The organism is Mesorhizobium sp. B1-1-6 (genome assembly GCF_006443035.1).
Taxonomy (GTDB): Bacteria; Pseudomonadota; Alphaproteobacteria; order Rhizobiales; family Rhizobiaceae; genus Mesorhizobium.
Genome location: NZ_VFWR01000005.1, coordinates 120,409 through 144,908 on the forward strand (window position 1 = coordinate 120,409; position 24,500 = coordinate 144,908).

The 24,500-nt window shown below is 60.1% G+C and carries 21 protein-coding genes; 8 read left to right on the plus strand and 13 right to left on the minus strand.

Features of this window, described 5'->3' with window-relative positions:
- Positions 1 to 33: 33 nt before the first annotated feature.
- The 4 genes from FJ979_RS11965 to FJ979_RS11980 are packed head-to-tail and all read left to right on the plus strand — an operon-like array spanning position 34 to position 6,078.
- Positions 34 to 813, plus strand: coding sequence for a protein phosphatase 2C domain-containing protein (locus FJ979_RS11965; RefSeq protein WP_140581123.1), 780 nt, complete (start codon positions 34 to 36; stop codon positions 811 to 813).
- Complete coding sequence (locus tag FJ979_RS11970) at positions 813 to 3,239, plus strand: serine/threonine-protein kinase (protein ID WP_140498306.1); 2,427 nt, start codon at positions 813 to 815, stop codon at positions 3,237 to 3,239. The genes FJ979_RS11965 and FJ979_RS11970 overlap by 1 nt, the downstream gene beginning before the upstream one ends.
- Positions 3,240 to 3,268: 29 nt before the next feature.
- Positions 3,269 to 3,751, plus strand: coding sequence for a DUF1036 domain-containing protein (locus FJ979_RS11975; RefSeq protein ID WP_224646917.1), 483 nt, complete (start codon positions 3,269 to 3,271; stop codon positions 3,749 to 3,751).
- On the plus strand, positions 3,748 to 6,078 hold the full coding sequence (locus FJ979_RS11980; RefSeq protein ID WP_140581344.1) for a M23 family metallopeptidase: 2,331 nt from the start codon (positions 3,748 to 3,750) through the stop codon (positions 6,076 to 6,078). Before FJ979_RS11975 ends, FJ979_RS11980 begins: the two co-directional genes overlap by 4 nt.
- Positions 6,079 to 6,146: 68 nt before the next feature.
- On the opposite strand, the gene FJ979_RS11985 is transcribed toward FJ979_RS11980, so the two are convergent.
- Positions 6,147 to 6,680, minus strand: a complete 534-nt coding sequence (locus tag FJ979_RS11985; protein WP_140498307.1) for an OmpA family protein — start codon at positions 6,678 to 6,680, stop codon at positions 6,147 to 6,149.
- A 259-nt stretch (positions 6,681 to 6,939) separates the two neighbouring features.
- On the opposite strand from FJ979_RS11985, the gene FJ979_RS11990 reads away from it, so the two are divergent.
- Entirely contained in the window at positions 6,940 to 7,449 is a 510-nt protein-coding gene (locus FJ979_RS11990; RefSeq protein WP_224519101.1) for a hypothetical protein, read from the plus strand.
- A gap of 56 nt (positions 7,450 to 7,505) precedes the next feature.
- Here FJ979_RS11990 and FJ979_RS11995 read toward each other — a convergent pair whose 3' ends face one another.
- From FJ979_RS11995 to FJ979_RS12010, 4 genes are all read right to left on the minus strand, one after another.
- A complete protein-coding gene (locus FJ979_RS11995) occupies positions 7,506 to 8,750 on the minus strand; it encodes a caspase domain-containing protein (protein WP_140515089.1) in 1,245 nt (414 codons plus the stop codon).
- A gap of 19 nt (positions 8,751 to 8,769) precedes the next feature.
- Positions 8,770 to 9,876, minus strand: coding sequence for an OmpA family protein (locus FJ979_RS12000; protein ID WP_140581126.1), 1,107 nt, complete (start codon positions 9,874 to 9,876; stop codon positions 8,770 to 8,772).
- A gap of 247 nt (positions 9,877 to 10,123) precedes the next feature.
- Entirely contained in the window at positions 10,124 to 12,799 is a 2,676-nt protein-coding gene (locus FJ979_RS12005) for an autotransporter (protein ID WP_140581128.1), read from the minus strand.
- 235 nt (positions 12,800 to 13,034) lie between these two features.
- Positions 13,035 to 13,760 carry a hypothetical protein gene (locus tag FJ979_RS12010; RefSeq protein WP_140581131.1) on the minus strand — a complete coding sequence of 242 codons (726 nt, stop codon included), beginning with the start codon at positions 13,758 to 13,760 and terminating at the stop codon, positions 13,035 to 13,037.
- Between the two features lie 190 nt (positions 13,761 to 13,950).
- Between FJ979_RS12010 and FJ979_RS12015 the strand changes: the two genes are divergently transcribed.
- Complete coding sequence (locus tag FJ979_RS12015; protein WP_140581134.1) at positions 13,951 to 15,405, plus strand: caspase family protein; 1,455 nt, start codon at positions 13,951 to 13,953, stop codon at positions 15,403 to 15,405.
- Positions 15,406 to 16,247: 842 nt separating this feature from the next.
- Positions 16,248 to 16,547, plus strand: a complete 300-nt coding sequence (locus FJ979_RS12025) for a DUF1236 domain-containing protein (RefSeq protein ID WP_140498315.1) — start codon at positions 16,248 to 16,250, stop codon at positions 16,545 to 16,547.
- 167 nt (positions 16,548 to 16,714) lie between these two features.
- Here FJ979_RS12025 and FJ979_RS12030 read toward each other — a convergent pair whose 3' ends face one another.
- The 8 genes from FJ979_RS12030 to FJ979_RS12065 all read right to left on the minus strand — a co-directional run bounded on the left by FJ979_RS12030 (position 16,715) and on the right by FJ979_RS12065 (position 23,202).
- Positions 16,715 to 17,080: a hypothetical protein gene (locus tag FJ979_RS12030; RefSeq protein ID WP_140524764.1), complete on the minus strand. Its 366-nt coding sequence runs from the start codon at positions 17,078 to 17,080 to the stop codon at positions 16,715 to 16,717.
- 416 nt (positions 17,081 to 17,496) lie between these two features.
- Complete coding sequence (locus FJ979_RS12035) at positions 17,497 to 17,940, minus strand: transposase (RefSeq protein WP_224681797.1); 444 nt, start codon at positions 17,938 to 17,940, stop codon at positions 17,497 to 17,499.
- 88 nt (positions 17,941 to 18,028) lie between these two features.
- The gene (gene speB / locus FJ979_RS12040) at positions 18,029 to 18,973 is read right to left on the minus strand and encodes an agmatinase (RefSeq protein ID WP_140524765.1); all 945 of its coding nucleotides are present in this window, start codon (positions 18,971 to 18,973) and stop codon (positions 18,029 to 18,031) included.
- A 61-nt stretch (positions 18,974 to 19,034) separates the two neighbouring features.
- Positions 19,035 to 20,045 (minus strand): agmatinase family protein, encoded by a 1,011-nt coding sequence (locus tag FJ979_RS12045; protein WP_140498318.1) that lies wholly within the window; start codon positions 20,043 to 20,045, stop codon positions 19,035 to 19,037.
- Between the two features lie 41 nt (positions 20,046 to 20,086).
- Positions 20,087 to 20,905 (minus strand): amino acid ABC transporter ATP-binding protein, encoded by an 819-nt coding sequence (locus FJ979_RS12050; RefSeq protein ID WP_140498319.1) that lies wholly within the window; start codon positions 20,903 to 20,905, stop codon positions 20,087 to 20,089.
- A gap of 30 nt (positions 20,906 to 20,935) precedes the next feature.
- Positions 20,936 to 21,586, minus strand: a complete 651-nt coding sequence (locus FJ979_RS12055) for an amino acid ABC transporter permease (RefSeq protein ID WP_140498320.1) — start codon at positions 21,584 to 21,586, stop codon at positions 20,936 to 20,938.
- Positions 21,587 to 21,589: 3 nt separating this feature from the next.
- Complete coding sequence (locus tag FJ979_RS12060; protein WP_140581140.1) at positions 21,590 to 22,237, minus strand: amino acid ABC transporter permease; 648 nt, start codon at positions 22,235 to 22,237, stop codon at positions 21,590 to 21,592.
- Between the two features lie 110 nt (positions 22,238 to 22,347).
- Positions 22,348 to 23,202, minus strand: a complete 855-nt coding sequence (locus FJ979_RS12065) for a transporter substrate-binding domain-containing protein (RefSeq protein WP_140581142.1) — start codon at positions 23,200 to 23,202, stop codon at positions 22,348 to 22,350.
- Positions 23,203 to 23,500: 298 nt separating this feature from the next.
- Between FJ979_RS12065 and FJ979_RS12070 the strand changes: the two genes are divergently transcribed.
- On the plus strand, positions 23,501 to 24,460 hold the full coding sequence (locus FJ979_RS12070) for a LysR family transcriptional regulator (RefSeq protein WP_140581145.1): 960 nt from the start codon (positions 23,501 to 23,503) through the stop codon (positions 24,458 to 24,460).
- The last annotated feature ends 40 nt before the right edge of the window (positions 24,461 to 24,500 follow it).

Here is a 24,500-nt window from a genome sequence, read left to right on the forward strand (position 1 = left end):
CGGAGGACGCTGGGTGAAGCGTTTGGTGGCAAATTGAACAATGTCGCCCTTCCCATTGAAAGCTTCGGCGTGAGCCACAGAGGCTGTGTGCGGGAGCTCAATGAAGACAACTACCTGGTCGAGCCCCAGGCTGGCCTGTGGTTGGTCGCCGACGGGATGGGTGGTCACGACGCCGGAGAAGTCGCTTCAGCCAGTATCGTCAATCATCTGGCAACGATCGGGATTGCCAGCTCCGCACCGGATCTTCGGGCGCGCTTCGAAGACAGGCTGAGCAGGGCTAATGCCGAGATCCGCCGCATATCCCAGTCTCGCGGGATAACAATCGGCTCAACTTTTGCCGCCCTGCTTGCCATAGACGGGCGGTTCGCCTGCCTCTGGGCTGGTGACAGCCGCGTCTATCTGATCCGCGAGGCCTCGATCTCGCAAATATCGAAGGACCATACCGAGGTTCAGGAACTCATCGATAAAGGCATGCTCACCGAAGCCGAAGCGCTCACCTGGCCGCGCCGCAATGTCATCACGCAGGCAGTCGGCGTCAGCGACGAGATTGTCATCGATTTCCAGCAAGGTGAAATCCTGCCGGGGGACATCTTTGTGCTGAGCACCGATGGCCTGACGGCGCATGTCACCGATGCCGAGATCAAGGCTGCGACAGTGTCCGCGACACCTCAGTCGGCGTGTGAAAACCTGCTGGAAACGGTTCTGGCGCGTGGCGGAACAGACAATGTGACCATCGTGCTTGTCAGGGTCGCGGGCGGATACGATAGCCAGTCGCCCCGTCCAGCTCTGTACAAAGCGCGGGGGCGGGGCTGATGAGCGCCGACGACAAGACGCGGATATCGCCAGGCGCGGCCAACACTGCCGTGGGCACGCAACTGAGCGGTATCTACGAACTTGACGAGCGGATCGCATTCGGGGGCATGGGCGAAGTCTACCGGGGCCACAACATCCAGACCGGCGACCATGTCGCGATCAAGATCGTTTTGCCGGAATTCGCGCGCGACCAAACGATCTTGTCCCTGTTTCGCAAAGAGGCAACTATCCTGAACCACCTGTCGCATGACGCGGTGGTGCGTTATCACGTCTTCACGATCGATCCGGGGATCGGTCGTCCCTACCTCGCCATGGAATTCGTCGATGGAGCGTCGTTGTTCGACATCATGCGACGTGGGGCGATGCCGACGGGAGAGGTACGAAAGCTGTGCCATCGCCTCGCTTCCGGTCTAAGCGCCGTGCACCAGGCCGGAGCAATACACCGCGACCTCTCGCCGGATAACATTATTCTGCCGGGGGACCGGGTTGACCGTGCGAAGATCATCGATTTCGGCATCGCACGCTCGGCGACGGTGGGCGGAGAGACCCTGATAGGCGGAAGGTTCGCGGGAAAGTACAACTATGTTTCGCCCGAACAACTCGGGCTCTACAGCGGCGACGTCAGAGAGCAGTCCGACATCTACAGCCTTGGGCTGGTATTGGTTGCCGCCTTGCGCGGCAAGCCGGTCGATATGAGCGGCTCGCAGTTCGAAGTCATCGAAAAGCGCCGGACCGTGCCTAATCTCTCCGATATCGATGACGATTTTCGCGGCATTGTCGAAGCCATGCTTCAACCGGATCCGCGAGACCGGCCCGTCAGCATGGCCGAAATCGCCAGGATGACACGTGACGACAACGAGGAGACAATCCCGCCGACTTCCCTCACACCCCGCGTTAGGCCGGGTTTGCCGCCGATAGGGCAAGCCGCTGCTCCAGCCAGCAAGAATGAGGTCGAGCGGCACGACGACGCAGACGCGACGGGTTCAGGTAGGCCGCGCTTCGTCCAGCATGTGCGGCCCGCGCATTTGTCTGGACCGCCGCGCCCGCCCCCCCTCGGCGCTGCACGTACGGCCATGGCCGAGGTGCCTGGCAAATCCACAAGGACCCGAACGATCGCGCTCTGTGCCTTGGCGGCGCTAGCCGTGGCCTCTGGAGGCGGCCTTTATCTGGGCGGCGTCATGACGCCCGCGACGCCGACTGTCGGCAAGACGTCGCTTTCCGCGGCAGAGCCAGCAAAGCCCACGCCCCAAACGTCACAGCCCGCCGCTACGCAGGATGTAGCGAACGCGCCCGAGCCGCCAAAGGTTGTTCCGCCGGCGCAGCCGGAAACGCAGGCCGGCACACCGCCCGCCGAGGATAAGCCACATGCTGTGGCAGCTCAAAGACTGCCGTCGGCCAAGCCCGTCGACATACCTCTACGAACCGAGGCGCCGCCGAAGCCAATCGCGACGAACGCGCCGCCGCCCGAAAGGGCATCGCCGGCAATCCAGCCCGACACGACGGCCAGCGATAGGCAAAAGCCGACTTCGCCCGCTACGACCGCTCCAACCCCGCCAGAAGCCGAAACGGTCCAAACTCCGCCGCCGGCTGAGACGGAGGTTGTCGAGACCAAAAAGCCCGAACCACGGGCCAGCCCGCCGGCCGCCCCAATCCCGGAACTGAAATCGAATGCAGGTCCAGCGGTGGATGCCAACGGCAACAGCCAGATTTCTGCATTGCCGACAGGCAAGCAGCCGAACCAACGCGTTGTAGCGTTGAACGTGCCCAAACCAGCGATCCCCCCGGCGGTCGACGATATCGCTCAACGCGTCGCCTGGGTTCGCGCCTTCGGCGGCGGCGACTGTTTCTATGCCGCCGTCACATCTGCTACCGACAAGGCCGCCGCAATCGAAGGATTTGGCACGGCCGTCCAGCCATTCGAACGCATGCTCGGCGATTTCCAGGCAAAATTCCATGTCGAGCCAGACATCAGCGTCCGCCTCATTGAGCCAAGCCAATGCGAGGTAACCAATTTTCTGCGCTTTCTGGGACAGACCGCGGCCGACCAGCCGCAGCTTGTTCTCGACCGAACATCCGTGCCGAACGGTACGCCGATTAGCGGTACATTGGTAACGCGCAGAGGACTCATCTCCAGCGTTCTGCTGATCGACCACAAAGGCATGGTGTTCAATCTCGACGACCGCATCGTCACCGGGTCGGACAAGGCGACCTTCAGGATCCCGATTGGTCTCGGCGCGGCCGATAAGGCTGCTGGAAAGTCCGTGCCGCAGATAATACTGGTGATCACGGGCCCTCGCGACATTCAGTCGGCTGCCTTCTCCGATCCCACGCCGGCTTCGGCGCTGTTGCCCAAAATCATCGAGGAAGTCGAGACCGACGGATCTCGGTTCTCAGCCACTGCCAAGTATTTCCGGCTCGGCGGATAGCGTGGGCCTAGCATGGAACGCCACCGCTGGTGTTTGACCGCTTGGTCTGCCCTGCCCGAAAAGCAGCAGGTCCGGTTCCAGCCCTATCTGCCCCGAGGGCGCGCATGAAACTCGCGATTATTTTGGGCGCTCCCCTCGCCCTGCTGTTGTCCAGCCAAGCGCGAGCCGAGTTCACGGTCTGCAATCAGACACTCGATGTCGTCAATCTCGCCGTCGGCCAGAAGGTCGACAATGCGGACCAGACCGATGGATGGTGGACCATCGGCGCAAACCAATGCGTGAACGTTATCCGGGAGGAACTGACCAACCGCTACGTCTACATCTATGCAACTGACGTGTTTGGTCATGCCATCCTCGCCGGATTGACCGAAATGTGCATCGAACGGCGACGTTTCTCGATCCGCGGCAGTGACGAATGCTGGCAGCGCGGCCACATCACCGCCCGGTTTCTGGAAGTCGACACCCTCGAACAGGTGCGGTGGACCTTCTTTCTGACCGCAAGCAATCCGTGACACACCATATCGACACGAGCTTCAGACAGAAGAAGCAGGCGCGCGCCGCCCTTCGCAGGCGCACGCTATGGCGTAGATTGATGGTGGGTTTGACCTCGGCTGTGCTGCTTTGCGTGGCCGCCGGTTTTTACCTGACCGCGGACTATTGGTCATTCGGCGACGAAGACGAGGAGTTGCATGCGGTCGAGGGGGCGGACGATGTGCCGGCCGACGCATCCGTCTACGTGCCAGCGCTGATCGATCTGGCGGGGGACCCGATGTGGATCACCCTTGCGCCAGATGCCGGCGCCGCAACCAAAGGCCGAGTGGTCCCGCGTCCGGCAGAACTCGATCAGGCCGACGTTTCTCCCCAGCTCGAAGTCCTGTCAGACGTCATGCTGAGCGCCAGCGAAAAATTCATGACGACGATACCGTCGACGCAGGAGGATTTCGCATTCTTCCAAGCGCAACGAAAAACCGCTGCCGCGCCATCGGGCGATCTGGAGAACGATCTTCAACCCTCGCCTCCCGCCAGGGAACTTGAAGCGGCTTCCGGTCAGAAAGCCGACAGCGACGATCCCGAAGCCGGATGGGGTGAGACGATCGATGCGGGCGATGCAGCCCTGCCGGCATTCCAGAAGACCGAGATCGAGAACAACACGAGCGTCGTAGCCGTCACCAATGAGTACCAGCGATTCGCGGCGACCGAAGACACGTTCGTGAAGGTTCTCAATGATCGCAGTCTGGACAGCGTAGCGTTGGATGCGCACTTCTCCGCGCAGGATGCCAAGCTGGCAGGCGAGGCCCTGAGCGCGCTTTTCCACCGGGACGGCCTGGCAGCGGGTTACGTCGTTGCGATGCGAGGGTTCAGGCCGACGCGCGACACGAGCGCAATGTCCCTGATGCAGGTTTCGATCTACGCCAAGAACCTGTTCGTCGGTACGCTGACGCGCAACGGCGCGGGCGCCTTCGTGTCGGGTGTTGATCCCTGGGTTCGCGAAGATCTGTTCAACTATTCGGGCGCACAGGAAGAAGGTACGCATAAACGACAGTATCGTCTGCTCGACGCCATCTATTCGACGGCAGCCCGCAACAATGTTCCAACCGGCGTGATCGGCGAGGCGATCATGTATCTTTCGAGAGGACAGGATCTGGACGCCTTTGCAAGCGAGGACCAGCGTCTGGTGATGATCTATTCACAGACGCCCAGGGGCAAGGACGAGGGCGCGGGACGGGTTCTGTATGTGGGCGTGCAGGGGAGCGAGAAAAGCCTCGACTGTTTTGTCTTCCAGCAAAGCGACGGCCAGTTTGCGTGTGTTACAGGTGACGATCAGGTACGCTCGCTGACAGTCACCAACGGCATGGTCACGCCGGTGAATGGCGTCATGACCTCCACCTTCGGACCACGAAAGCACCCCATTCTGGGGACCGTGCGCATCCATAAGGGCGTCGATTGGGCGGCACCCGTCGGCACGCCGATCGCAGCCGCCTTCGATGGCGAGATCACCTTCCAGGGCGATGGGGGAAGCTACGGCAATCTGGTCAAGATTTTGCACAAAAACGGCCGCGAGACGCGTTATGCGCACATGCAGAAATTTGCAATCGAAGCCGGCGTCGGCACCAAGGTCAAGGCAGGCGACGTCATCGGCTATATCGGCACCACCGGATTATCGACCGGCCCTCACCTGCATTTCGAGCTTTACCAAAACGGCGAGGCGATCGACCCCTTGGGCACGGTTACCGCGGTCGCATCGAACGATTCCGCGGTCGAAACGCTCACCGAGCGCATCGTTCACGTCGAAAGTGGCGGTAGTGCTCGCGCCAAGAATCCTAATTCTTCCGCGACGGGCGCCGGCCAGTTCATAACCAAGACCTGGATCAGGATGATGAATACCTACCGCCCGGAGCTTGCACGCACGCTGTCGACCGACGACCTACTCGCCCTGCGCTACGACGCCACGATCTCGCGAGAGATGGTGCGCAACCTGGCGCGCGAAGGCGAGGCCTACCTGCGCCAGCGCGGCCACCAAATCACGGCCGGCCGGCTTTATCTCTGTCATTTCCTTGGAATGGAAGGCGCGCATCAGGTTCTGTCGGCATCAGGTTCGGCGCAGCTGAGCGCTGTCCTGGGGTCGGCCGTCATCCAGGCCAACCCGTTCCTCACCGGCAAGACAGCCAGCTACGTGGTGGACTGGGCCGAAAGAAAAATGGGCCAGAAGCTGACTCATCTGGCAACCGACGCCGGGTCACAGACAACGACCACCGAAATCCGTCAGACGTCGCCGGAGTTCGAAAAATACAAACAGGCCATCACTGCTCTCATGGGCTCGATCCCAAATACGCTCTGAGCGTCAGGTCTGGCATGAGTTTCTTGCGCAGAAGGGTTCCCCCTCGGTTTGCCGCGCAGTTTCGACGGTTATTGCGTTTTTATCCGCATTTCCACGCGGCGGTTGGCAGGATCGTACGGGTTGGCGTTGCGAGGGTTCTTCTCGCCCATGCCGACGGCGTTGATGCGCGCGGCCTCGACACCGCTGGCCGTCAGGAAAGCTGCCACCGATTTCGCTCTTCGTTGTGACAGACCTTCGTTGTAGCGCAGCGTGCCCGTCGCATCGGTGTAGCCTTCGACGACGAAGTTGAACGTGCTCAGCCGGTTGTCTTTCAAAGCCTTGGCAAACTCTTCGAGCTCAGCGCGCGCGGTTGCGTCGAGTTGGGCCGAATCCAGCCCGAAATTGATCAGCATGTCGAGGTTGGATCTGCCTTCCTGCTGCCCATTGGTGTTGCTCTTGTTGCACTCCTCTTCGGAACCGACACAAATTCCTCGAGATTTGCCAAGATCGGCTGCGCCGGCAAAAAACTTCACGATGTCTTCTGATTTCCGAGCCGGATCGGCGGAAGCATGGTTCGAGAAAAACACGACCGCCAACACAAAGGCTGAACGACTCCACTGCATAGCGCTCCTCCTGTTTGAGTATCCGATTTTGATCGACCGCGAACATATCAAATTCCAGCGCAATTGTCTGTGGCCAAACGTTGGAGGTGCGATCATCGCGACTGTTTTGGCCGTGGCACGGCTTGAGACTTGACCCGCGCCGTGCCTGAGGCTTGAGTGGCCAAAGTTCCTCGATGAAAGCGCGGCGTTCATGGCCCATGGGCTCCGATTCAAAACGGCACGGGATCTTTTCGCAGCTTGTCCCGCTATCACCAGGGACATGCGCACTCCTCCGACCGAACAGCACTCGATCGCGTTTTGCCGCGACCTCCTCGCCGGGCGCATTCCTGAGGAAGCGATTACATTTTGCGCCTACCTGCTTCCCGAGCGGGCCGCAGTCTGGTGGGCCCACGAATGCCTAAGCCATCTGAGCGACCTCTTCGATGAGACCGATCACCGGTTGCTCGGTCTTGTCCGCGACTGGGTGAGCGAACCCGACAGCCCCCGCCATCGAACAGACGTCAGAGCCGCCGCGGCAAAATCGCCAACAACCCCGGTCGGCTGGATTATCCTAGCTGCGGGATCGCGTGAAGATCGGTCAGCCGTGGCCGCGATGCCGGCACTGGATTTGCAGCATTCTCCTGCTGCCTATGCAATCAATGCCGGAATTCTGGCCGGTCTGGCACGCGTGGCGCTCGTGGACCGTTTCTCGGTGCTGTCGGCGTTCGTCGAAATCGGTATCCAGATGGCCGAGATCGAGGCCCTCCACCAGTCAACGGATGCATCTTAGGGGCACTCGCCCACACGACCGGCACCCACAGAACTGGAGGACGCCCTCCGTCCCGCCTACTTGCAACCCCCTTGAGCCCATTTGGCGAGCGCCACCTTGAAGCGTGTCCCAAGCGGATGCTGCAAGCGCAGAACGGAGACATCGTTGGCGGCGAAATTCTTCGCCTGATCACACAGTCGGGTCTCGTTCCACTCATGGCAGCCGTCGCAGTGCTTGCCCTGCCATACCGAATTGTCGAGGCCCTCCACCGGACTGAAGCGTGGCTCGCCTTTTATGAGCTCCGCAATACTCTTCCCATCGATTTCGGGGTCGCCGAAATCGATCGGAACGTCGAAAAAGATCGGGTCGTCAGAGGCGAGTTTTGGGATTTTCTGACGGAGCACATTGAGTGCGAGTTGGGCGTCATTGGCGGAGCTCGACGGATTAGCAGTGGCATTGCGCGTATCCGAGTCGCCTTGCGGTCCGGGAACGCCCGCCTCACCGACGATCAGCGGTGCGTTGAGATCAACCTTGTGCAGGACGACCTCGGTGGTCAGCGAGACGTTGCTCCAGGGGCGCTGCTTGCTAGCGGTTGCCTTGAACACATCGGCGGTAACACGGTTCATCGCCTCAGTGATGGACACATTTGTCTCGCCAATGTGCGCAAGCAACGCCGAGGTGAACGGCGAATGTTTGCCGGATCCGTCGTAGGCGACCTGATTTGGACTGGTGGCGAACGCGACAAGCGTACCGGCACCGCCATTCTCGATCGAGATTTCCGCAAGGCCGCTTTTTGCTCCCCTGACGCCGGCGGTCTTTGCCAGCACCTCGGCTAGAGGATTGTCGCGACAGGCGTCGAGGAAAATAAGCCTTATGCTGGTCTCGCGAGACATCTGTCGCAGAACGAAATCGACAGGCACCGCCTCGAAGTCGAGCGAAGTCTCGTCCTCCAGGGCGGCATCGATCGGAAGAAGATAGTTGCTGCCTGAAACCTGCAAGCCATGGCCCGCATAGAAGAAAAGCGCGATGTCCGCCCCGCGCACCTGCTTTGCGAACTGCGCTATTGTCGTCTGGGTCTGCAACTTGGTCAGATCGAAGCCGGAAACGACTTCAAAACCAAGATCTTTCAGGCTTTCGGCGATGGCTTTGGCGTCGCGCACCGGATTGGCGAGTGCCGGGGCGTGCAGATATTGGGAGTTGCCAAGTACCAGCGCTGTACGGCGCTCGGCATCGGCTGCCGTCAAAGTGAAAAGCAGCGCAACTGCCGCGAGCCCGATTGCGCGCAGAAGGCTACTGCGACGGGCGATCAGATCGAAACCCACCGGGACAACAGATCCTTCCTCAGTTGACGAGCTTGGTGGCGGAAAACTCGATCCGCCGATTGAGCGCCTTGTTCTTCGGCGTGTCGTTGCCGGCGACTGGGCGTTCCTCGCCGTAGCCGGTCGCCGTAATCTGCGTGCGCGGAATGCCCGCTCCAACAATGGCGTCGGCCACTGCCTGGGCCCTGCGCTCCGATAAGCGCTTGTTCTCTGCAACCGGTCCATCGGCATCGGTGTGTCCGGAAACTTCGACCTTTAGGCCTGGGCATTTGCTGACGACACCGACGACCTCAGCGAGGAGCGGGCGGCTTTGGGCATCGAGCCGCGCGCTCGCGGGGCGAAAATAGATCGCCCCGGTACGGGACAGCACCGCAAACCTGTTGAGGCATTCCTCATCGTTGAAGTTGGTCTTCGTCGCATCGGTGGCGACGGGCCCGACCTCGGTGCTTGCCGCAACGGTCTGGGCGGGGGGCGGCTTGCTTCCGTCGGCCGTGAACACGAAATCGAACGACACCGATGCGGTAGGAACAATGTTGGTCACACTGGCCGCCTGTTGGAGTTTGTCGACATTGAGCAATAGACCGAAGTCTTCCACATGCACCGCGACAGGGGCCTCCGAGGCGACCGACACCATGGTGTCGCTGACCATGGTCACCACGACATTGGCCTCAAGATCCTTGTCGACCCCATGCAGGTTGAGACGGAATGGAAGAACCGCCTTCATACGTCGCTTGGTGGCGAGGTCGGCAAATGCCGCCGGATCCACTTTCGCTGTCAGTTCGGCGGTTGGAAACTTGTAGGTCTCAAAGAAGAGGAACCGCATCCGGACATTGCGCAGGTCGACCCCGGTATCGACTGAGTTGAGGTCAAAGGAGACCTTGGCGTCGCCGGTCGAAGTGAGGCTGCCGGAAATATTCCTGATCTTGTTGGTTTCGACGATCGTGTTCTTCTTGACCGACTGATAGGTGAGGACCGAAGCGGTCGGATCGAGCGCCCAGTTCGTCTGCGCGTTCGCCGTTCCCAGTCCGGGCAAAAACAACACGAACAACGAAACGATCAAGCCAAGCGTCTTCGCGGCGACTCTGCTTCTTGACCGTGCTTTGCGCCAGACTCCGAGAACTTCGAACATGGCTCCCCCTGCCTACGACAACAGAACCCCGTATCGACATCACGACCATGCGGTGTCTCCACAGAGCATAGAGCACTTGCTGCCAATTGGCGAGCATCCCGGTTGGTGTGCTTGGCCAGCCCGCGATCCCGGCATCGCGATACCGCACCTTGCCTGAGTGCGGGGGGATTTGAAGGTCCTGCTATTCCCATCCCAGACACGTCAGGAACTCAGCGCGGGCGCGGATGATCCGCGGATCGAGGAACCGCTAGAAAGCTATCTTAAGTCCGAGCTTGGCGCCAATAGTGGAGCTATCCGACGACGCCTTACCACGGACTTCGCCGTTGACGGTCGTCAACTCCGAGACTTTCAGGTTGAACCCCGCCGATAGCGCCACGGAAAAATCCGCATCGTCGAAGGCGATCGTCCTGGTACCGATCTCGGTCGTGTTCTTGTAACCGAAACGCTGCTGCAATTCGCCACGCGCATAGGGGCTGAACACCATACCGTTGCTCAGCGTGTAATCGCCATAAATGCCAGGCTCGAACTTGATGGCGCCAAATGAAAGCCGGCTCTTGCCGAACTGATTGCCACCGCTGTCAGTGTAGGGATCGCCGCGGAATGAAACACCAAGCAGGCCGCCACGCAGATCGAAACGGGTGCGTTCGCCCAGCGCGAAGATGTGGCCGACAGATCCCGTGACCGCGTAGCCCTCGGTGTCATAGCTGCCGGTGGTGTCAAGCACCCCGTTCATCACGTCGCTTCGGCCGAAGAAACCGGAGGCCGAGACCAGCGCGTAATTGTAGTCCTTGCGCAACAGTGCGTAGCCGCCGAACAGTCCGGCCTTGTTGTTACCTTCCCCTATGGCATCAAATCCCTGGAAGGCCCCGAGATTGACGTCAGTCGAGGCGTAGCCGGCGAATACACCGATGTTCAGGCCATACTCATTGTCGAACTGGAAATGCTTGGCGGCATTGAAGTCCAGGCTGATGGCGGCCGAAAAATCATTGGCATCGAAGCTCGGGCCCGGGCCATTCAAGCCGCCGCCACTGATGTTATAGCCGTCATGCTCGGTATGAGCGAACTGGCCGGAAGCAAAGACCCCGAAACTCGAAGAAACCGGTACCATTCCAGATCCGGATGCAGGCGAAAGGTGGAGGTCAGCATCTATCGCGTCGCGGTTTATGCCGTAGAGAGCGTCGAGTGCCACCTCGACCGCGCCCGCGTTGGTCGCGCTGGTCGGCGCCGCCGCAATGCCGAAACTGGCCGGCGTGGCACGCAGGAACAAGCCGCCATTCGGGCCGTTTACGATCTCATAGCTGAAAAGCGAACCGGGCGTGCCGGAAATACTTCCGAGACGGAAGGTGCCGGCAACCGGTCCGCTGGCCGAGACGATGATCGGGATATTGGTCACTTGGGCGAATTGGGGGGTGCCCAGCAGATTGACAATAATGGTGCTGGTGCCGGCGGCCGAAAACGCATTGGCAACGAGTTGATCCGACCGTAGCGTCTGTTGGTTGATGTCGAGGCTGATGGCGGCGCTGTTGAGGGCGAGGCCGCCGAGCGTCAACACGTCACCGGCGACACCGTCCATCATGTTGATCAGGGAATTTGTCGCGATGATCGAACCCGGCATAGTGACGTTGCCGTTGATGAACAGCGTTGAACCGTTACCGAGGTTGAGTTGGTTTATGCCCTGCGTGCCACCGCTGAAGCGAAGGGTCGAATGGTCGGCCGAAAAATTGTCGAAGCCGGCAAAGTTCTGGCTCTTGCCGCCGGCGGCAAGGTCGGTGCCGACGACTGTGCCGTTGGCGCCTGTACCGCTGAATAGCACCCCGTCGCTAAGGATGAGCGGCTCGACGGCGCCGATATGATCGATGGTTAGCGTGTTGGGTCCAAGGCCGGTAATGTCACCCTCGATCGTGCCACCCGACAAATGGACATGTTCGGCGTCGATGCCGCCCTTTATGTCGCCGCCGACGACCGAGACGCTGTCGAAGCCTAGGCCGCCGGTGATGTTGCCGCCTGTCGTGGCGCCTATGGTTCCGCCGTTGATGTTGACGGTGTCGTCGCCGTCATTGCCGAATATGCTGCCGCCAATGGTGGCGTTGCCAGCGACCACTATCGTGTCGTTTCCGGCAGCTCCGTCGAGGTCGAGGTCGACCGCGGCACTGCCGCTGACGCTGACCCGGTCATTGCCAGCCCCGGCATCCAGGGCATCAACTGTGCCCCCCGCAATGATGATGGTGTCATTGCCATCGCCCCCGGAGAGAACGCCGACGGTCGGCGCGCTGAAAAAAATTCCCTCCTCGGTAGTGAGGATGCCGATCGATAACAGGTCGTCACCTCTGCCGCCGGTCACATTGCCAACCTGTGTACCGTCGCCGAATATCACGGCGCTGTCGGCACCATCTCCAAGGTCAATGTCCTGAATACTGCCGGCCTGAATGACGACCAGGTCATCCCCGGCCCCGGTATTGAGATTGGCCGCGACGGTTGGGGCGTACGGAACCCCCAAGAAATCCCCATAGAACATCTCAAACCGGTCGTTGCCGCCGAGGAGTTCGATTGTACCGTCCGCCGGCTGTAAGGAGGTCGACCCTCCCGCAGGCAGGCCGCCTACACCGGGTGTTGTCGCCGCTTTATCGGTCAGGAGGCCGCCAAAAATTCTCACGACGTCGTCGCCATTGCCGTCGTAGTCGTTGACGATGACTTCCGACGAGTTCTCGAACCCGCTAAATCGGGTGGTGAATACGCCATCGACGTCCTGAAAATCCCCGGTCGTCGTGCAGTTCACGGTAACCGATGTCGCCTGGAAGGGAGTGCCGCCGCCGTTTGCAGTAGCGGAGCAGGCCGCCGCGCCAGAGACTTGGAACGTGGACGCCGCCGCTAAGGCGAGCAACGAGACTCCCGTCAATTGATAGGCCTCGCGCGACACTCTCATTCGACCCCACCTTACGAGAAATCGATACCGTCACAAATCAAGGCAATTAAATAGATCAACGATCCATCTCATGGGATCGTTGACTGCTTAACCGGCACTGTACGCGTCGCGTTGCTGGGCGGCAATGGTTTGGCGTTCGCTCTCAGGAGACTATAAGGCTATCTGTGGCGACAAGGACACTATCGTAAACTTAAATGAGCCTGTCAAAAGCAGTGGCCAAACTTCAAAGGCATCTTTAAAGATCAGAATAGGCCGCCGAAACAGTCAGATCTCCCGCATGTGCAATCTTGCGATGGTAGCTTGCCCATATTTCGCCACCACACTGCTCAACCCAGCGGTAGCAGAACGAGAAGTCGGTAGGGAGGTCCAGTTCCGGCGTCACAATCTTCGCAAACGGCGTCAGGAAATTCTCGAACTGAGCGGTGTACTTGCTCTTTCTGTAACGAGACCGGTCCACCGTCTCGGGTAACTTCTCGATTATGGCCGTCACGCAGTCGCGGGAGACCAGAAAGATGCCCGTGCCGCATGACGTTACCCGGACAAAGCCTTCTTGCTCTTGCCGAGGTTCGACGACGGTTCCGATGAACTCCAGGCTTTGCGCAAAGGCTTTGTCGAAGGGCAGTGTCGAGAGGGAGTGGAGTTTGCGCAGATCGATCCGGCGCCGCGGATACAGGGTGCCGACGACTTGCTTGTCCAGCGCCAGCATCGCCGCGATAAGATCAGGTGAAAAGCCCATGTCACTGTCGATCATCAGAATGTGGCTGCAATCCGGTTTATTGTAGTAGAAATTCGTGAGCAGATAGTTCCGCGAAAATGGAATATCCGTGTACTCGATTTCCGACAACGTGAAGGCGTAGTTGGACAGGCTCTTATGAGTTAAGACCGCGAACAAGCTGCGAACGAACACGCTTTTGTAGGCTGCTCCATAAACCGGCAGCGCAAGATTGATCTTGGTCGGCATCTTGTCCTCCACAGTCCAATGACTGATCGCATACAAATCCCTTTTCCCTATCTTTGACAGGATTCTTGGTATAAATTTTGGTGACCTTCGCCGGTATGAGGGCAGGCGCTCAGGCTGATTGTGGTTGCGTCGTGGTGCGTTGGGAAGTTGCTGGACCAAGATTGAGGCAGGCCGGAGCGAGCATGCTGATATGACCCACTGCAACAGACTTCTGTTTCGTGTCCCACTGTTTCTCATTTTTCTGCTTCTTGGCTCAGCTGGTGCTCGCGCCGCGGTCGAGCCGAGCGCGGCGCCGCAGCCACGCAACCGGCTAGCGATCGTCATCGGGAATTCGAACTATCAAAGCAGCCGACTTGAGCATCTCCCCAATGCCGCAAATGATGCCGCAAAGCTCTCAGAGAGCTTGAAGCGGCTAAATTTTGAGGTCCTGACGGGCACCGATCTTTCGACCCAAGATTTTTCCAGAATCTTTCGAGAAGCTGATGCAAGGCTGCCTACCGTCAGCGCAGTTTTGATTATCTACGCCGGTCATGGCGTGCAGTTGAACGGCGAAAACTACCTGCTCCCGGTCGATACGCCCGATCCTGAAAGCCTGGAAAAACTCACCGCCACGGCCATCAAGCTGAATGATGTGATCGCGCGGTTCGCGCGCCGCGACCGCCAGACGTTCATATTCCTGGACGCGTGCCGCAACAATCCGCTCGGTGCCGGTGCCGGCAATGGTCTGGCGCAAGTTGAAGTCGGTGAAAACACGTTCGTTGCCTTTGCCACCCAGCCAGGCAATGTCACGGCCGATGGCGGCGGCGAAAACAGCCCGTTCACCATTGCGCTGCTGAAGAATCTCGAGATCCCCGGGCTCAGCATTTCGGATATGATGATCCGCGTCCGCAACGAAACCGAAGCGTTGACGGTTGGCCGTCAAGTGCCGTGGGATCAATCGAACCTGCGTGAGCAGTTCTATTTCACGGAGCAACAGGTACTCGATCCGGGACAGTTGAGCGCAAGCCTTTCACGCATCCTTGCGGACCCCGCGGCAAAGAAGAGATTGCAAGTCGAGCTTGCCTCCAATGACCTGCAGACCGCCGTGCTAATCGTCGGACAGACGTTGCGGTCGGTCGAGATTCCGGCACCGTCCGCCAGTTCACCGGAGCCGGTTGGCACACAGGTCGCCAATCTGTCTCCGACCGAAAGGGTTGAGGACGCTCGCCAAAGCGTCGTCTCCGGTCTCGAAACGCTCATTGTCGGCGCATCCATGGGCGAGGCGGACAAAGACAAGACAGCCGATCTTGCGCGCAACGTTCAGACCGAACTTCGTCGCTTGGGTTGCTACCGGATGCAGATTGATGGAGATTGGGGCACGGGTTCAATCCGTGCTCTCACCGACTACTACAAGAATACCAAGCAAGTCGCGGCGACGACGGAGCCGAGCGTCGGACTGCTGGGCGATCTCTTTTTGCGCTCAGGCAGAATCTGCAAGCAGCCGGTCATCGTGAAGGCCAAGCCGGCTAAGATAGCGTCGGACGCCGCCCCTTCACGAAACGGCTCCGTACGGACGACTGCGAAACGCTCGCAGGCCGCCCCGAGACGTCCCGCGCCTCCCCCACCGGACATCAGTGGCGGCATAGGCATTGGTGGTGTGTTTTAGGTTGGACCACGTCGCGTCAGTCCATCGCGGCGCAGCTTGCGTTGACGGCGGCAGAGGTGCGCTGAAGTTTCCGGCGCTACGTCTGCTGCGCGTATGGACGATAGCGAGCCGGTCAACAATGGGCCGCGCTCGAGTTCCAGATCAGGTGCTGCAGCCCAATAAGATGCGCGATCCTAGGATATGCTGGCGTAATTGTTCATTCATATTCGGTGGCTCAGTACAAGGTAGATAGCGGGGACTAACATCAACCAGCCCCCCATTCCCAACACCACCAAAATCGCCACGCGCTCGGTTCGCCTGACAAGGTCGGCAATGTTTTCCTCGTTCGTCAAAGAAGCAGCGTCCAGTAGCGCAGGCGCATGATCATCGTTGTCATTTGCCGGTTGGTTTGCGTTGCCACTCTCATTGGTTCTCTGGATCGATGTCATTGTCTTTTGCTCACCAAACATACTGGAAATAGAGGGCCCGCCAGCCACCGAAGCGGCTTGCGGGCCCTATCAGCACAGGAAGGGACGTAGCTGTGCCGATCCACGACATGTCAGCCAAGGAATATGCCGATCACCAAAAATGTGACGGCTGCGGCGAAAGTTGGCGCGAGCAACCAACGCGCTTGGCCAATGCTTTTATCCATCTGCTTTCTCCGAGTCTGGAGAAGCAACTAGCCTAGCCCTAAGCCGTTCCGCCTAGTCTCAAGAGATAAGACCATTGCGTTTTGTGATCGGCCTTTGGTCTGGTCAGGATTCCGACTGAAGCCTGATCGAGGAACGTTCGGCCTGCCGACGTGTTCAGTTGCCTGGCGCACAGAAGACTTGTGCTGTCGCCGGAACAACAGGAGAAAAACCATGAGGATCCACCTTACCAGCACCGCTGCCGCGCTATTGCTTTTGGCCGGCGTCGGCGCAGTTGCGGCACAGGATGTTGTCATCACACCGGAACAGGACACCGTCGTGCGCAAATACGTGAAGAAGCAACCGCTGGCTTCCGTGAACCTTCTCGGACTTGAGCTGAATGTCGGCACGGCTCTGCCGGACACGGTCGAGCTCCATGAGGTCCCCAATGTCAAATACCGGTATGTGGTGATCGACAACCGCACGGTTTTGGTGGACCCGGGCACCCGCAAGATCGTCAAAGTCTACGACTGAGACCTAGAACGAACCCGACCTCCGCCATAGCTGGCGGCGGGTTGGGTATGTCAAATCGCCATTCGGACAGTTGAGATAAACTCCTGAAGTCGAGACGTCGCAACCCCCTCGTGGCGCGCCTGGTGGATCTCTAGAACACGCGCTCAACTCGACTTGGCACAAGGTACTTACTTCCTGGTGATCCAATCCAGCAAGCCAACTTCGACCTGATCGCACCCGGCGTATTCGAGTACCAGGGTCTTAGCCAGATCGCGCCATCGACATTTGGGCGCGTATGTTCCCAACACCAAATCTTTGAACACTGCCCGGAGAACATCGGCATCGAACGCTGAGATAGCGAAGGGAACCGGGTCTGCATCCTCCCAAGCTCGGGAGGTGTCATCGCCATGGCTTTGGCGCAGGCGTTTCAGAAGCTCGCGTGATGTCGCGAGCACGCGTCGGGAGTGATCAATATCGCGCGGAAATGCGGCGCGACGTGGCAGGAAGGTGGCTTCAATAGCCGCCCGCGCAATGTCTGTATGGGTATCGAGCATCGCTGCCTCCCTTAAGCAGTTATCGGGGCTGCACCTTCTTAGGTGCTGAGCTGCGAATCTCAGTCATCAGCCCTTGCTCTCGGAGCCGAGCTGTCTTCGCATCCCGTGCCGCCCGCTCGACCTCGATCGACTCGCGCGCAACATCCGAGGTGCGCTCTTTTCTCTCGTGCCTTTTTTGTCGGTGAACCGTTGCCTTCTCCGCATCGTCGCCCCGATCTGACGGTCCCGCGGTGTTGTCGCACAGAACGATTGTGGCCAGATGCGGGCGACCTGGGAGGTGTTTCACCTGCCGAGCCAGCAGCCGCTGCCGCTCGGGCTGCGACTGTTTTGCGAACCGTCTAAAAGGTTGGACATCATGGCCAAGCCAATCATCCACTTTGAAATAATAGGGCGTGATCCTGCGAACCTGCGCCGCTTTACGCGGAACTCTTCGGATGGGAATTCGAGATCGGCGGATCGGTCTCGCCGCTTGTTCCCGACGCAACTATGGCTTCCTTGCCCCGCCTCCGGGGCTCAATCGGTAGCAGGGGCGTTGGAGGCGGGAGAAATTTTGATCCGGATGTAGTCCCGCTTCTCGGACGTGGTGCGCTTTTCAGAGCCCCCTTTAGAAACTCAATTTCCAAGGCTTGCCGGCCTACCAGCCGCTCCAGCGCTGCGATCCGCGCCTCATAGGTCTGCATCGTGTCGGCCGCCGCCACGTCTTCGTCGAAGGAGCCGGCCTCGTATTTCTGAACCCAGATGCGGATCAGGTTACGCGGCAGTTCGTGCCGCTTGGCGAGACCATGCAGCGTCTCGCCGGACAGGAACTCCTGCACTACCTGACGTTTGAACTCGATGCTGTGCGTGCGATAAGCCACCATGGGCTTCCATCCTTCGAAAGCCCGGCTTCCAAGTCAATTCTGCTTGTTCATCCTGTCCGGTCCGAGGGGCGCACTCCACACATGGGTCTCATTTAGCCGGTATTTGCATCGTCATGACGCAGAGAAGCTCGAACAGGAGGGTGGCACCGGTTAGCGCGGTGACGCCCGAAGGATCGAGCGGCGGCGAGACTTCGACCAGATCGGCGCCGATGATGTCGACGCCGGCCAGCGCTCGGATCATCTTCTGGGCCTCGCGCGTCGTTATGCCGCCGATCTCCGGGGTGCCGGTGCCGGGGGCAAAAGACGGATCGAGCGCGTCGATGTCGAACGAGACGTAGGTCGGCGCGTCGCCGACGATCGAGCGCGCCTCGGCCATCACCGTGCCCACGCCGCGCTCCATGAATTCCTCGATGAAGATGATCCGGATGCCGGCCTCGCGGGCGAAATCGTAGTTTTCCACATCGGAGATCGCTCCTCGGATGCCGATCTGGACCATGCGCTTGGGATCGAGCAGGCCTTCCTCGACGGCACGGCGGAACGGGGTGCCGTGATTATAGCGGTTGCCGAAGAACTCGTCATAGGTATCGGAATGGGCATCGAAGTGAATGAGGCCGGCCGGTTCCTTGGCGATGCCGCGCAGGATGGGCAGCGTGATCAGATGATCGCCGCCGACGACTAGAGACCGGGCGCCGGAGTGGTGGACGTTTTCGAAGAAGGCGCTGATCGTGTCCAGCGAGCCGGGCAGGTCGAGCGGGTTTACAATCACGTCGCCGCAGTCGCCGGCACGCACCTGTTCGAAAGGCGAGACGCCCGTCACATGGTGGACGCGCCGCACCAGGCTGGATTGGTTGCGGATTTCGCGCGGTCCATGGCGCGCGCCCGGCCGGTTGGTGGTGCCGCCGTCGAAGGGGACGCCGATCAGCGCGATGTCGACCTGCTCGGGGGTAGCCATGGGCAGGCGCATGAAGGTTGAAGGGCCGGCAAAACGCGGAACGCTGCCGGAATCGAGTGGCTGGAAATTTGTAATGCTCATGGTCTTGTGTCCTGTTGGCGCATCGGGTCGCTTGACCGCGAGGCGCACTCCGAAGGTGGTGCTATTTCTGTTGGAAGTCGGACCTGTGGGCGTCGCGCCAGGCGTTCTGCTTGCCGGCGCGCTTGGCCGCGAGGCAGAACAGGGCCTCGGCCAGCAGCCGGCCGGCCAGGATGCTGGTGGTGCCGCTGGAAGCATCGAAATCCGGCGATACCTCCACGAGGTCGAACCCAGCAAAGCCGTCGCGGGCCACTATCCTTACGCCGCGAATGATCTCGCGCGAGGTAAGGCCGCCTGGTTCGGGGCTGTTGGTTGCCGGGGCAAAGGCTGGATCGACGCCGTCGATGTCGAGGCTGATATAGAGGCGCGCGCCGTCGGCACTGGCGATGGCGCGTGCGCGTTCGGCAACCGTTTCGATGCCGAGGCGCTCGACTTCCTCCATGGAAAACACGGTGATGCCGAGCTTGCGGTAGAGCGGGGTCCATTCGAGCAGGTTGCGGGGGCCGCGCGCGCCGATGACAACGATGCGGCGAGGGGCCACCTTGTCGAGTTCGGCAATGCGCAGCAGGGGCGAGGCGCGGGTGAGGCGGTCGCCGCCGAAGGATTCGCTGAGATCGAGATGGGTGTCGAAGACGATGAGCCCGACCGGGGTGTCGCCGGCATCGGAGACCGCGCGTACCGCCGGATAGCTGATGCCGTGATCGCCGCCGATGGTCAGCGGCACCGCCCCGTTGACCAGCACCGCGGCAAGCCGCGCTTCGAGGCGGGCGTAGCTGGCGGCATTGTCGCCCGGCACTACATCGATGTCGCCGGCATCGGCGACGGTGATATGGGCCAGCATGTCGAGGTCCCAGTCGAAGCTGTAGCTGCCATAAAGAAGCGAGTATTTGCGGATTTCCTGCGGGGCGCGGCGGGTCGCGCCGCCGCGAAAGGTGGCGATGCCGTCATAGGGCATGCCCACCACCACAGCGTCGGCGGAAAGACCTGCCAGATCGCGCACATAGGGAAATGCCATGAAGGGTGGCACGTCGCCATACATGCGGGGAACACCTGCCGGGCTCAAACCTTCGCTCATGGTACGGTCCTCCGTCTTGTCGTGTCGATTGTGCCGCTGCCCTACTGGCCGGCGGTGGGCTCGCTCTGGAACAGCATGTTGCGCTGTCTCCAAGTGTCGAGGAATTCACGCAAGCGCGGGCTTTGCGGATCGTTGAAGAGTTTGGCGGGCGGGCCCTGCTCGATCACCTTGCCGCGGTCCATGAAGACGACACGGTCGGCGACCTGGGCGGCAAAGCCCATCTCGTGCGTCACCACCACCATGGTGATGCCCTCGACGGCCAGTTGCTTCATGGTGTCGAGAACCTCGCCGACGAGCTGGGGATCGAGTGCGGAGGTCGGTTCGTCGAACAGGATCACATGCGGCTCCATCGCGACCGCCCGGGCGATGCCGACGCGCTGCTGCTGGCCGCCGGAAAGCTGCGAGGGGTAGCGCTCGGCGAAATCCGCGAGGCCGACCTTGGCCAGCGCACGGCGCCCGCTTTCCTTCGCCTTGGCGGCGGGAGCGCGCTTGGAAAGACGCAATCCCAGCGTCACGTTATCCAGCACTGTCATATGCGGCCATAGGTTGAAGTGCTGGAACACCATGCCGACGTTGCGGCGCACGGAATCGATGTTCTGGTCGCTTTCTCGTACCAGTCCTTCGGCACCGCGCTTGTAGCCGAGCAACCGGCCCTCGATCTCGATCTCGCCGCTCGTATATTCCTCGAGGAAGCTCGCGCAACGCAGCAACGTGCTCTTGCCCGACCCCGAGGGTCCGATGATGCAGACGACCTCGGAGAGGTTGATGTCGAGCGAGATCCCGGACAGGGCCGCGAATGTGCCGAAATCCTTGGTCAGATTCCGGATCTTGATGACGGGCTCGGTGGTTTCAGTGGCCATCGTTTATTCCCAAATTGGTGGTTGAGCGGCCTAGAACCGCACCCGGCGCTCAACATATTTGCCGAGCTGCGCGACTGCCTCGACCAGCAGCCAGTACAGTAGGGCGGCGGCGAGATAAGGTTCGATGACCGCGTAGGTCTCGTTGACGAATTGCGTCGTGTTCTTGGTCAGCTCGGCAACGGTGATGATGGACAGCACCGCGGATTCCTTGATGAGGATGATGATCTGGTTGACCATCGGTGGCGTGATCATGACCAGCATCTGCGGCAGCTTGATATGGCGGATGATCTGCGTGCCTGAGAGCCCGGCCATGCGCGCCGCCTCGATCTGGCCTTTGGAGATCGACTGGAAACCGGAGCGGAAGATTTCGGCGAAATAGGCGGCACCATAGAAGCCGAGGCCGAAAACACCCACCGCTTCGGCACTCAGCCGGAGGCCTATGCTCGGGCCGCCATAATAGAGCACGAACAGCAGGATCAGGATCGGCAGGCCGCGCATGATCTCGATATAGGCACGAACGGCCCAGCGCAGTGGCGTGAACGGCGTGCTCTCGAGGCAGGCGAGCAACAGGCCGATCGCCAGTCCGAGGGCTGTGGCAAGTGCGCAGATCCAGGCCGTCGTCGCCAGGCCGGCCAGCATCAGCGGTCCGTATTGCACCCATAGGTCGAAGAATTGCGCCATGGCTCAGGCCCTCTGCGCCAGCCGTTGCTCGGCCATGCGGCCGATCAGCGACAGAAGGAAATTGATGACGATATAGATGACGGCGGCGGTGATGTAGATTTCGAACGGGCGATAGGTGGTCGCGACGATCTGCTGGCTTACCCGCATCAGTTCCGTCACCGCGATGACGGAGACCAGCGATGAGTTTTTCAGGATGCTGATGGTCTCATTGACCAGCGACGGGATGACGAGGCGCAATATCTGGGGCACGAGTATATGCTGGCGCCCCGCCCATTTGCGTATGCCTACCATGCGCGCCGCCTCCAGTTGCCCTGGTGGAATGGCCAAAAGTCCGCCGCGAAATATCTCGGCCTGGAAGGCGATCGTGTTCAGGGTCAGCGCGAGGATGGCCGCGAGGATGGGCGCTACATTGATGCCGATGAGCGGCAGCAGATAATAGATAATCAGCAACTGCACGAGGATGGGCGTGCCGCGCCACACGCTTTGATAGATGCGCGAAAAGTAGCGCAGCCACGTCTTCTTCGAGGTGACGCCGAAGCACAGGACGAGGCCGAGCGGCATGCCGAGGATGATGGCGACGCCCGACACCAGGATGGTCATGCCCGCGCCCCAGAGCATGATGGGCAGGTTGTTCTGGATGAGGGCGAACATTGCCAAGTCGTCAGACCTTATGGACTTGAGGCCAGGCTTGCAGCCTGTGCGTTGTTAGGCAGGCGAGGCTGGAAAGCCTCACCTTTATCCGGGCGTTGGATGCCGACTCGTCAGCTCTTGGGTTCGGGCAGAGCGTCCGTCGGCAGTTTCATGGTGAAGCCGAACCACTTTTCCTGAAGTTTGGCCATGGTTCCATCGGCGGCGAGCTTGCGGAACTGGTCATCGATGAAGTCGGCAAGCGCCTTGCTGTCGTCGTCCTTGCGGAAGGCCCAGCTGAAATAGGTCGGGTCCCCGAACGTTGTGCGGATGGTTTCGAAGACGTCGCCGCGCTGCGTCTGCAGGTAGAGCAGATTGGGCAGGGAATTCACGACGGCATCCGTGCGCCCGGCAGCGAGATCGGCATAGGCTTCATTGAAGTCGACATAGGTCTGGATGTTGGCGATCGGCGCTAGGCCTTTTGCCTTTAAATCCTCGGAAAAGGCCTCGGTGCCCTTGAGCTGTGCCGAGCCGGCCTGCGTGCCGACATTTTTGCCGCTCAGGTCTTCGGGCGTGTTCAAGGCGGTGTCGCCTTTGCGCTTGACGTAGGAGAACGACGCGTCGGCGATTGGCAGAGACAGCCTGTAGGTATCATAGCGCTGTTTGTTAACGGTGACGGACGTTATGATGGCATCGAACTTCTCCGTCTGCAAACCGGGCAGCAAGCCCTGGAACGGCAGGTCGAGCCGGTTCACCTTCACGTCCGGCAGCGCCTTCATGACTTCTTCGAAGAGGTCAACTCCGTAGCCTACGATCTTGCCGTTTTCGACATATTCGAACGGCGGGTAGCGGGCCTCGGACGCGATGGTGATTTCCCCCTTTGCCTTGATCCGATCCAGAAGATCGGAGGCGGTGGCAAAGCTCGCCACGGCGAGCGAGAGCGACGCGGCCAACAGCGTCGAAGTGCACAGTTTCAAAGCGGATCGCATAACTTCCTCCAGTTTCGTATGTTCCCGTTTATTATGGATTATTTGGAGTCCGAGGCTTCTGTACGCGCTCAGGAATCTCGCATACGTGACGAGCCTTAAACCTCCAGGTCGTCAGCCGGCTGCAATGCCGGCCCGATTGTTTGCTTCCCCAGTGGCATGACGGCACGGCACCATCTGGTAGGGCAGCATGGCAGGATTGAATCTTTGATAAACATGGAAGGAATAGACTATACATCGAAGTTGGCGATGTAAGGCTGATACCCGACACCGTCTGAGAGACTCAGGGAGGAGTGTCAGAATGCGTCTGTCGGTTGCCGACATTCGTGCGCTCAGGGTTTTCCGCTCGGTGGTCGAGCATGGCGGATTTACCGGAGCGCAGCTTGCTTTGGCGATGAGCCAGTCGACGATCAGTTTCCAAATCAATGCGTTGGAGGAACGGCTGGGGTTTTCGCTGTGCCAACGCGGCAGGCGCGGCTTCGAACTGACCGATAGGGGCACCGCGGTCTATGAATATTCCCATTCGCTGACTTCAGCGCTGTCGGCGTTCGAGATGCAGCTGGGCGAACTGCGCTCCAAGGCGACGGGTGTGCTGCGCGTCGGGATCGTCGATGCCACCGTTACCGATTCAGCCCTGGGCCTCGATGACGTCATTCATCAGTTCATCAAGAAAGCCAGCGAAGTCGATCTGCGCATCACCATCGGCTCGCCTGAACAGCTTATCGCGGAAACCGCCAAGGGCGGGATCGACTTCGCGATCTCCCCCCGCATCAAATTGCTGCCCGGCTATTCGCAGACCGAGTTCCATTATGAAATCAACTCGCTCTACTGCAGCGAGCGCCACCCGCTGTTTTCCCGCAAGCTGGTGACAAAGGCTGATGTGGAAGCATCGCAGATGGTGGTGCGCCCTTATGCCAACAAGTCGGAATTGCAGCATTTCCCCAACGCGCATGTCGGCGCCTATGCTTCGAATATCGAGGCGCAGGCGATGTATATCCTGAGCGGCCACTTCGTCGGCTATCTGCCGGATCACATGACCGTCACGTTTAGACAGAACAACCGGCTTAAGGCGCTGCTTATTCCCGAGGCGCAGATCCGCTCGCCCTTCGTCATCATCGCGCCAAAGCACAAGAAAGCGTCGCTGTCGCAGCGGATTTTTTTTCAGGAACTGCGCAAAAGGGTGGGGAGCGCCGAAAAATCCGCCGGAAAAGGGGAAGCCGCCGACGCAAAAAACACGATGCCCAAGGTACGCGGCATGTAAAAACTCCTTTATGCATTGATCCCGAAAAGCGGGAGCCGCT

Coding starts and splice junctions, on each gene's coding strand:
- FJ979_RS11970 (WP_140498306.1), top strand. CDS start 813: ATGAGCGCCGACGACAAGACGCGGATATCGCCAGGCGCGGCCAACACT.
- FJ979_RS11985 (WP_140498307.1), bottom strand. CDS start 6,680: ATGCAGTGGAGTCGTTCAGCCTTTGTGTTGGCGGTCGTGTTTTTCTCG.
- FJ979_RS11990 (WP_224519101.1), top strand. CDS start 6,940: ATGCGCACTCCTCCGACCGAACAGCACTCGATCGCGTTTTGCCGCGAC.
- FJ979_RS12000 (WP_140581126.1), bottom strand. CDS start 9,876: ATGTTCGAAGTTCTCGGAGTCTGGCGCAAAGCACGGTCAAGAAGCAGA.
- FJ979_RS12005 (WP_140581128.1), bottom strand. CDS start 12,799: ATGAGAGTGTCGCGCGAGGCCTATCAATTGACGGGAGTCTCGTTGCTC.
- FJ979_RS12010 (WP_140581131.1), bottom strand. CDS start 13,760: ATGCCGACCAAGATCAATCTTGCGCTGCCGGTTTATGGAGCAGCCTAC.
- FJ979_RS12015 (WP_140581134.1), top strand. CDS start 13,951: ATGACCCACTGCAACAGACTTCTGTTTCGTGTCCCACTGTTTCTCATT.
- FJ979_RS12025 (WP_140498315.1), top strand. CDS start 16,248: ATGAGGATCCACCTTACCAGCACCGCTGCCGCGCTATTGCTTTTGGCC.
- FJ979_RS12030 (WP_140524764.1), bottom strand. CDS start 17,080: ATGCTCGATACCCATACAGACATTGCGCGGGCGGCTATTGAAGCCACC.
- FJ979_RS12035 (WP_224681797.1), bottom strand. CDS start 17,940: ATGGTGGCTTATCGCACGCACAGCATCGAGTTCAAACGTCAGGTAGTG.
- speB (WP_140524765.1), bottom strand. CDS start 18,973: ATGAGCATTACAAATTTCCAGCCACTCGATTCCGGCAGCGTTCCGCGT.
- FJ979_RS12045 (WP_140498318.1), bottom strand. CDS start 20,045: ATGAGCGAAGGTTTGAGCCCGGCAGGTGTTCCCCGCATGTATGGCGAC.
- FJ979_RS12050 (WP_140498319.1), bottom strand. CDS start 20,905: ATGGCCACTGAAACCACCGAGCCCGTCATCAAGATCCGGAATCTGACC.
- FJ979_RS12055 (WP_140498320.1), bottom strand. CDS start 21,586: ATGGCGCAATTCTTCGACCTATGGGTGCAATACGGACCGCTGATGCTG.
- FJ979_RS12060 (WP_140581140.1), bottom strand. CDS start 22,237: ATGTTCGCCCTCATCCAGAACAACCTGCCCATCATGCTCTGGGGCGCG.
- FJ979_RS12065 (WP_140581142.1), bottom strand. CDS start 23,202: ATGCGATCCGCTTTGAAACTGTGCACTTCGACGCTGTTGGCCGCGTCG.
- FJ979_RS12070 (WP_140581145.1), top strand. CDS start 23,501: ATGCGTCTGTCGGTTGCCGACATTCGTGCGCTCAGGGTTTTCCGCTCG.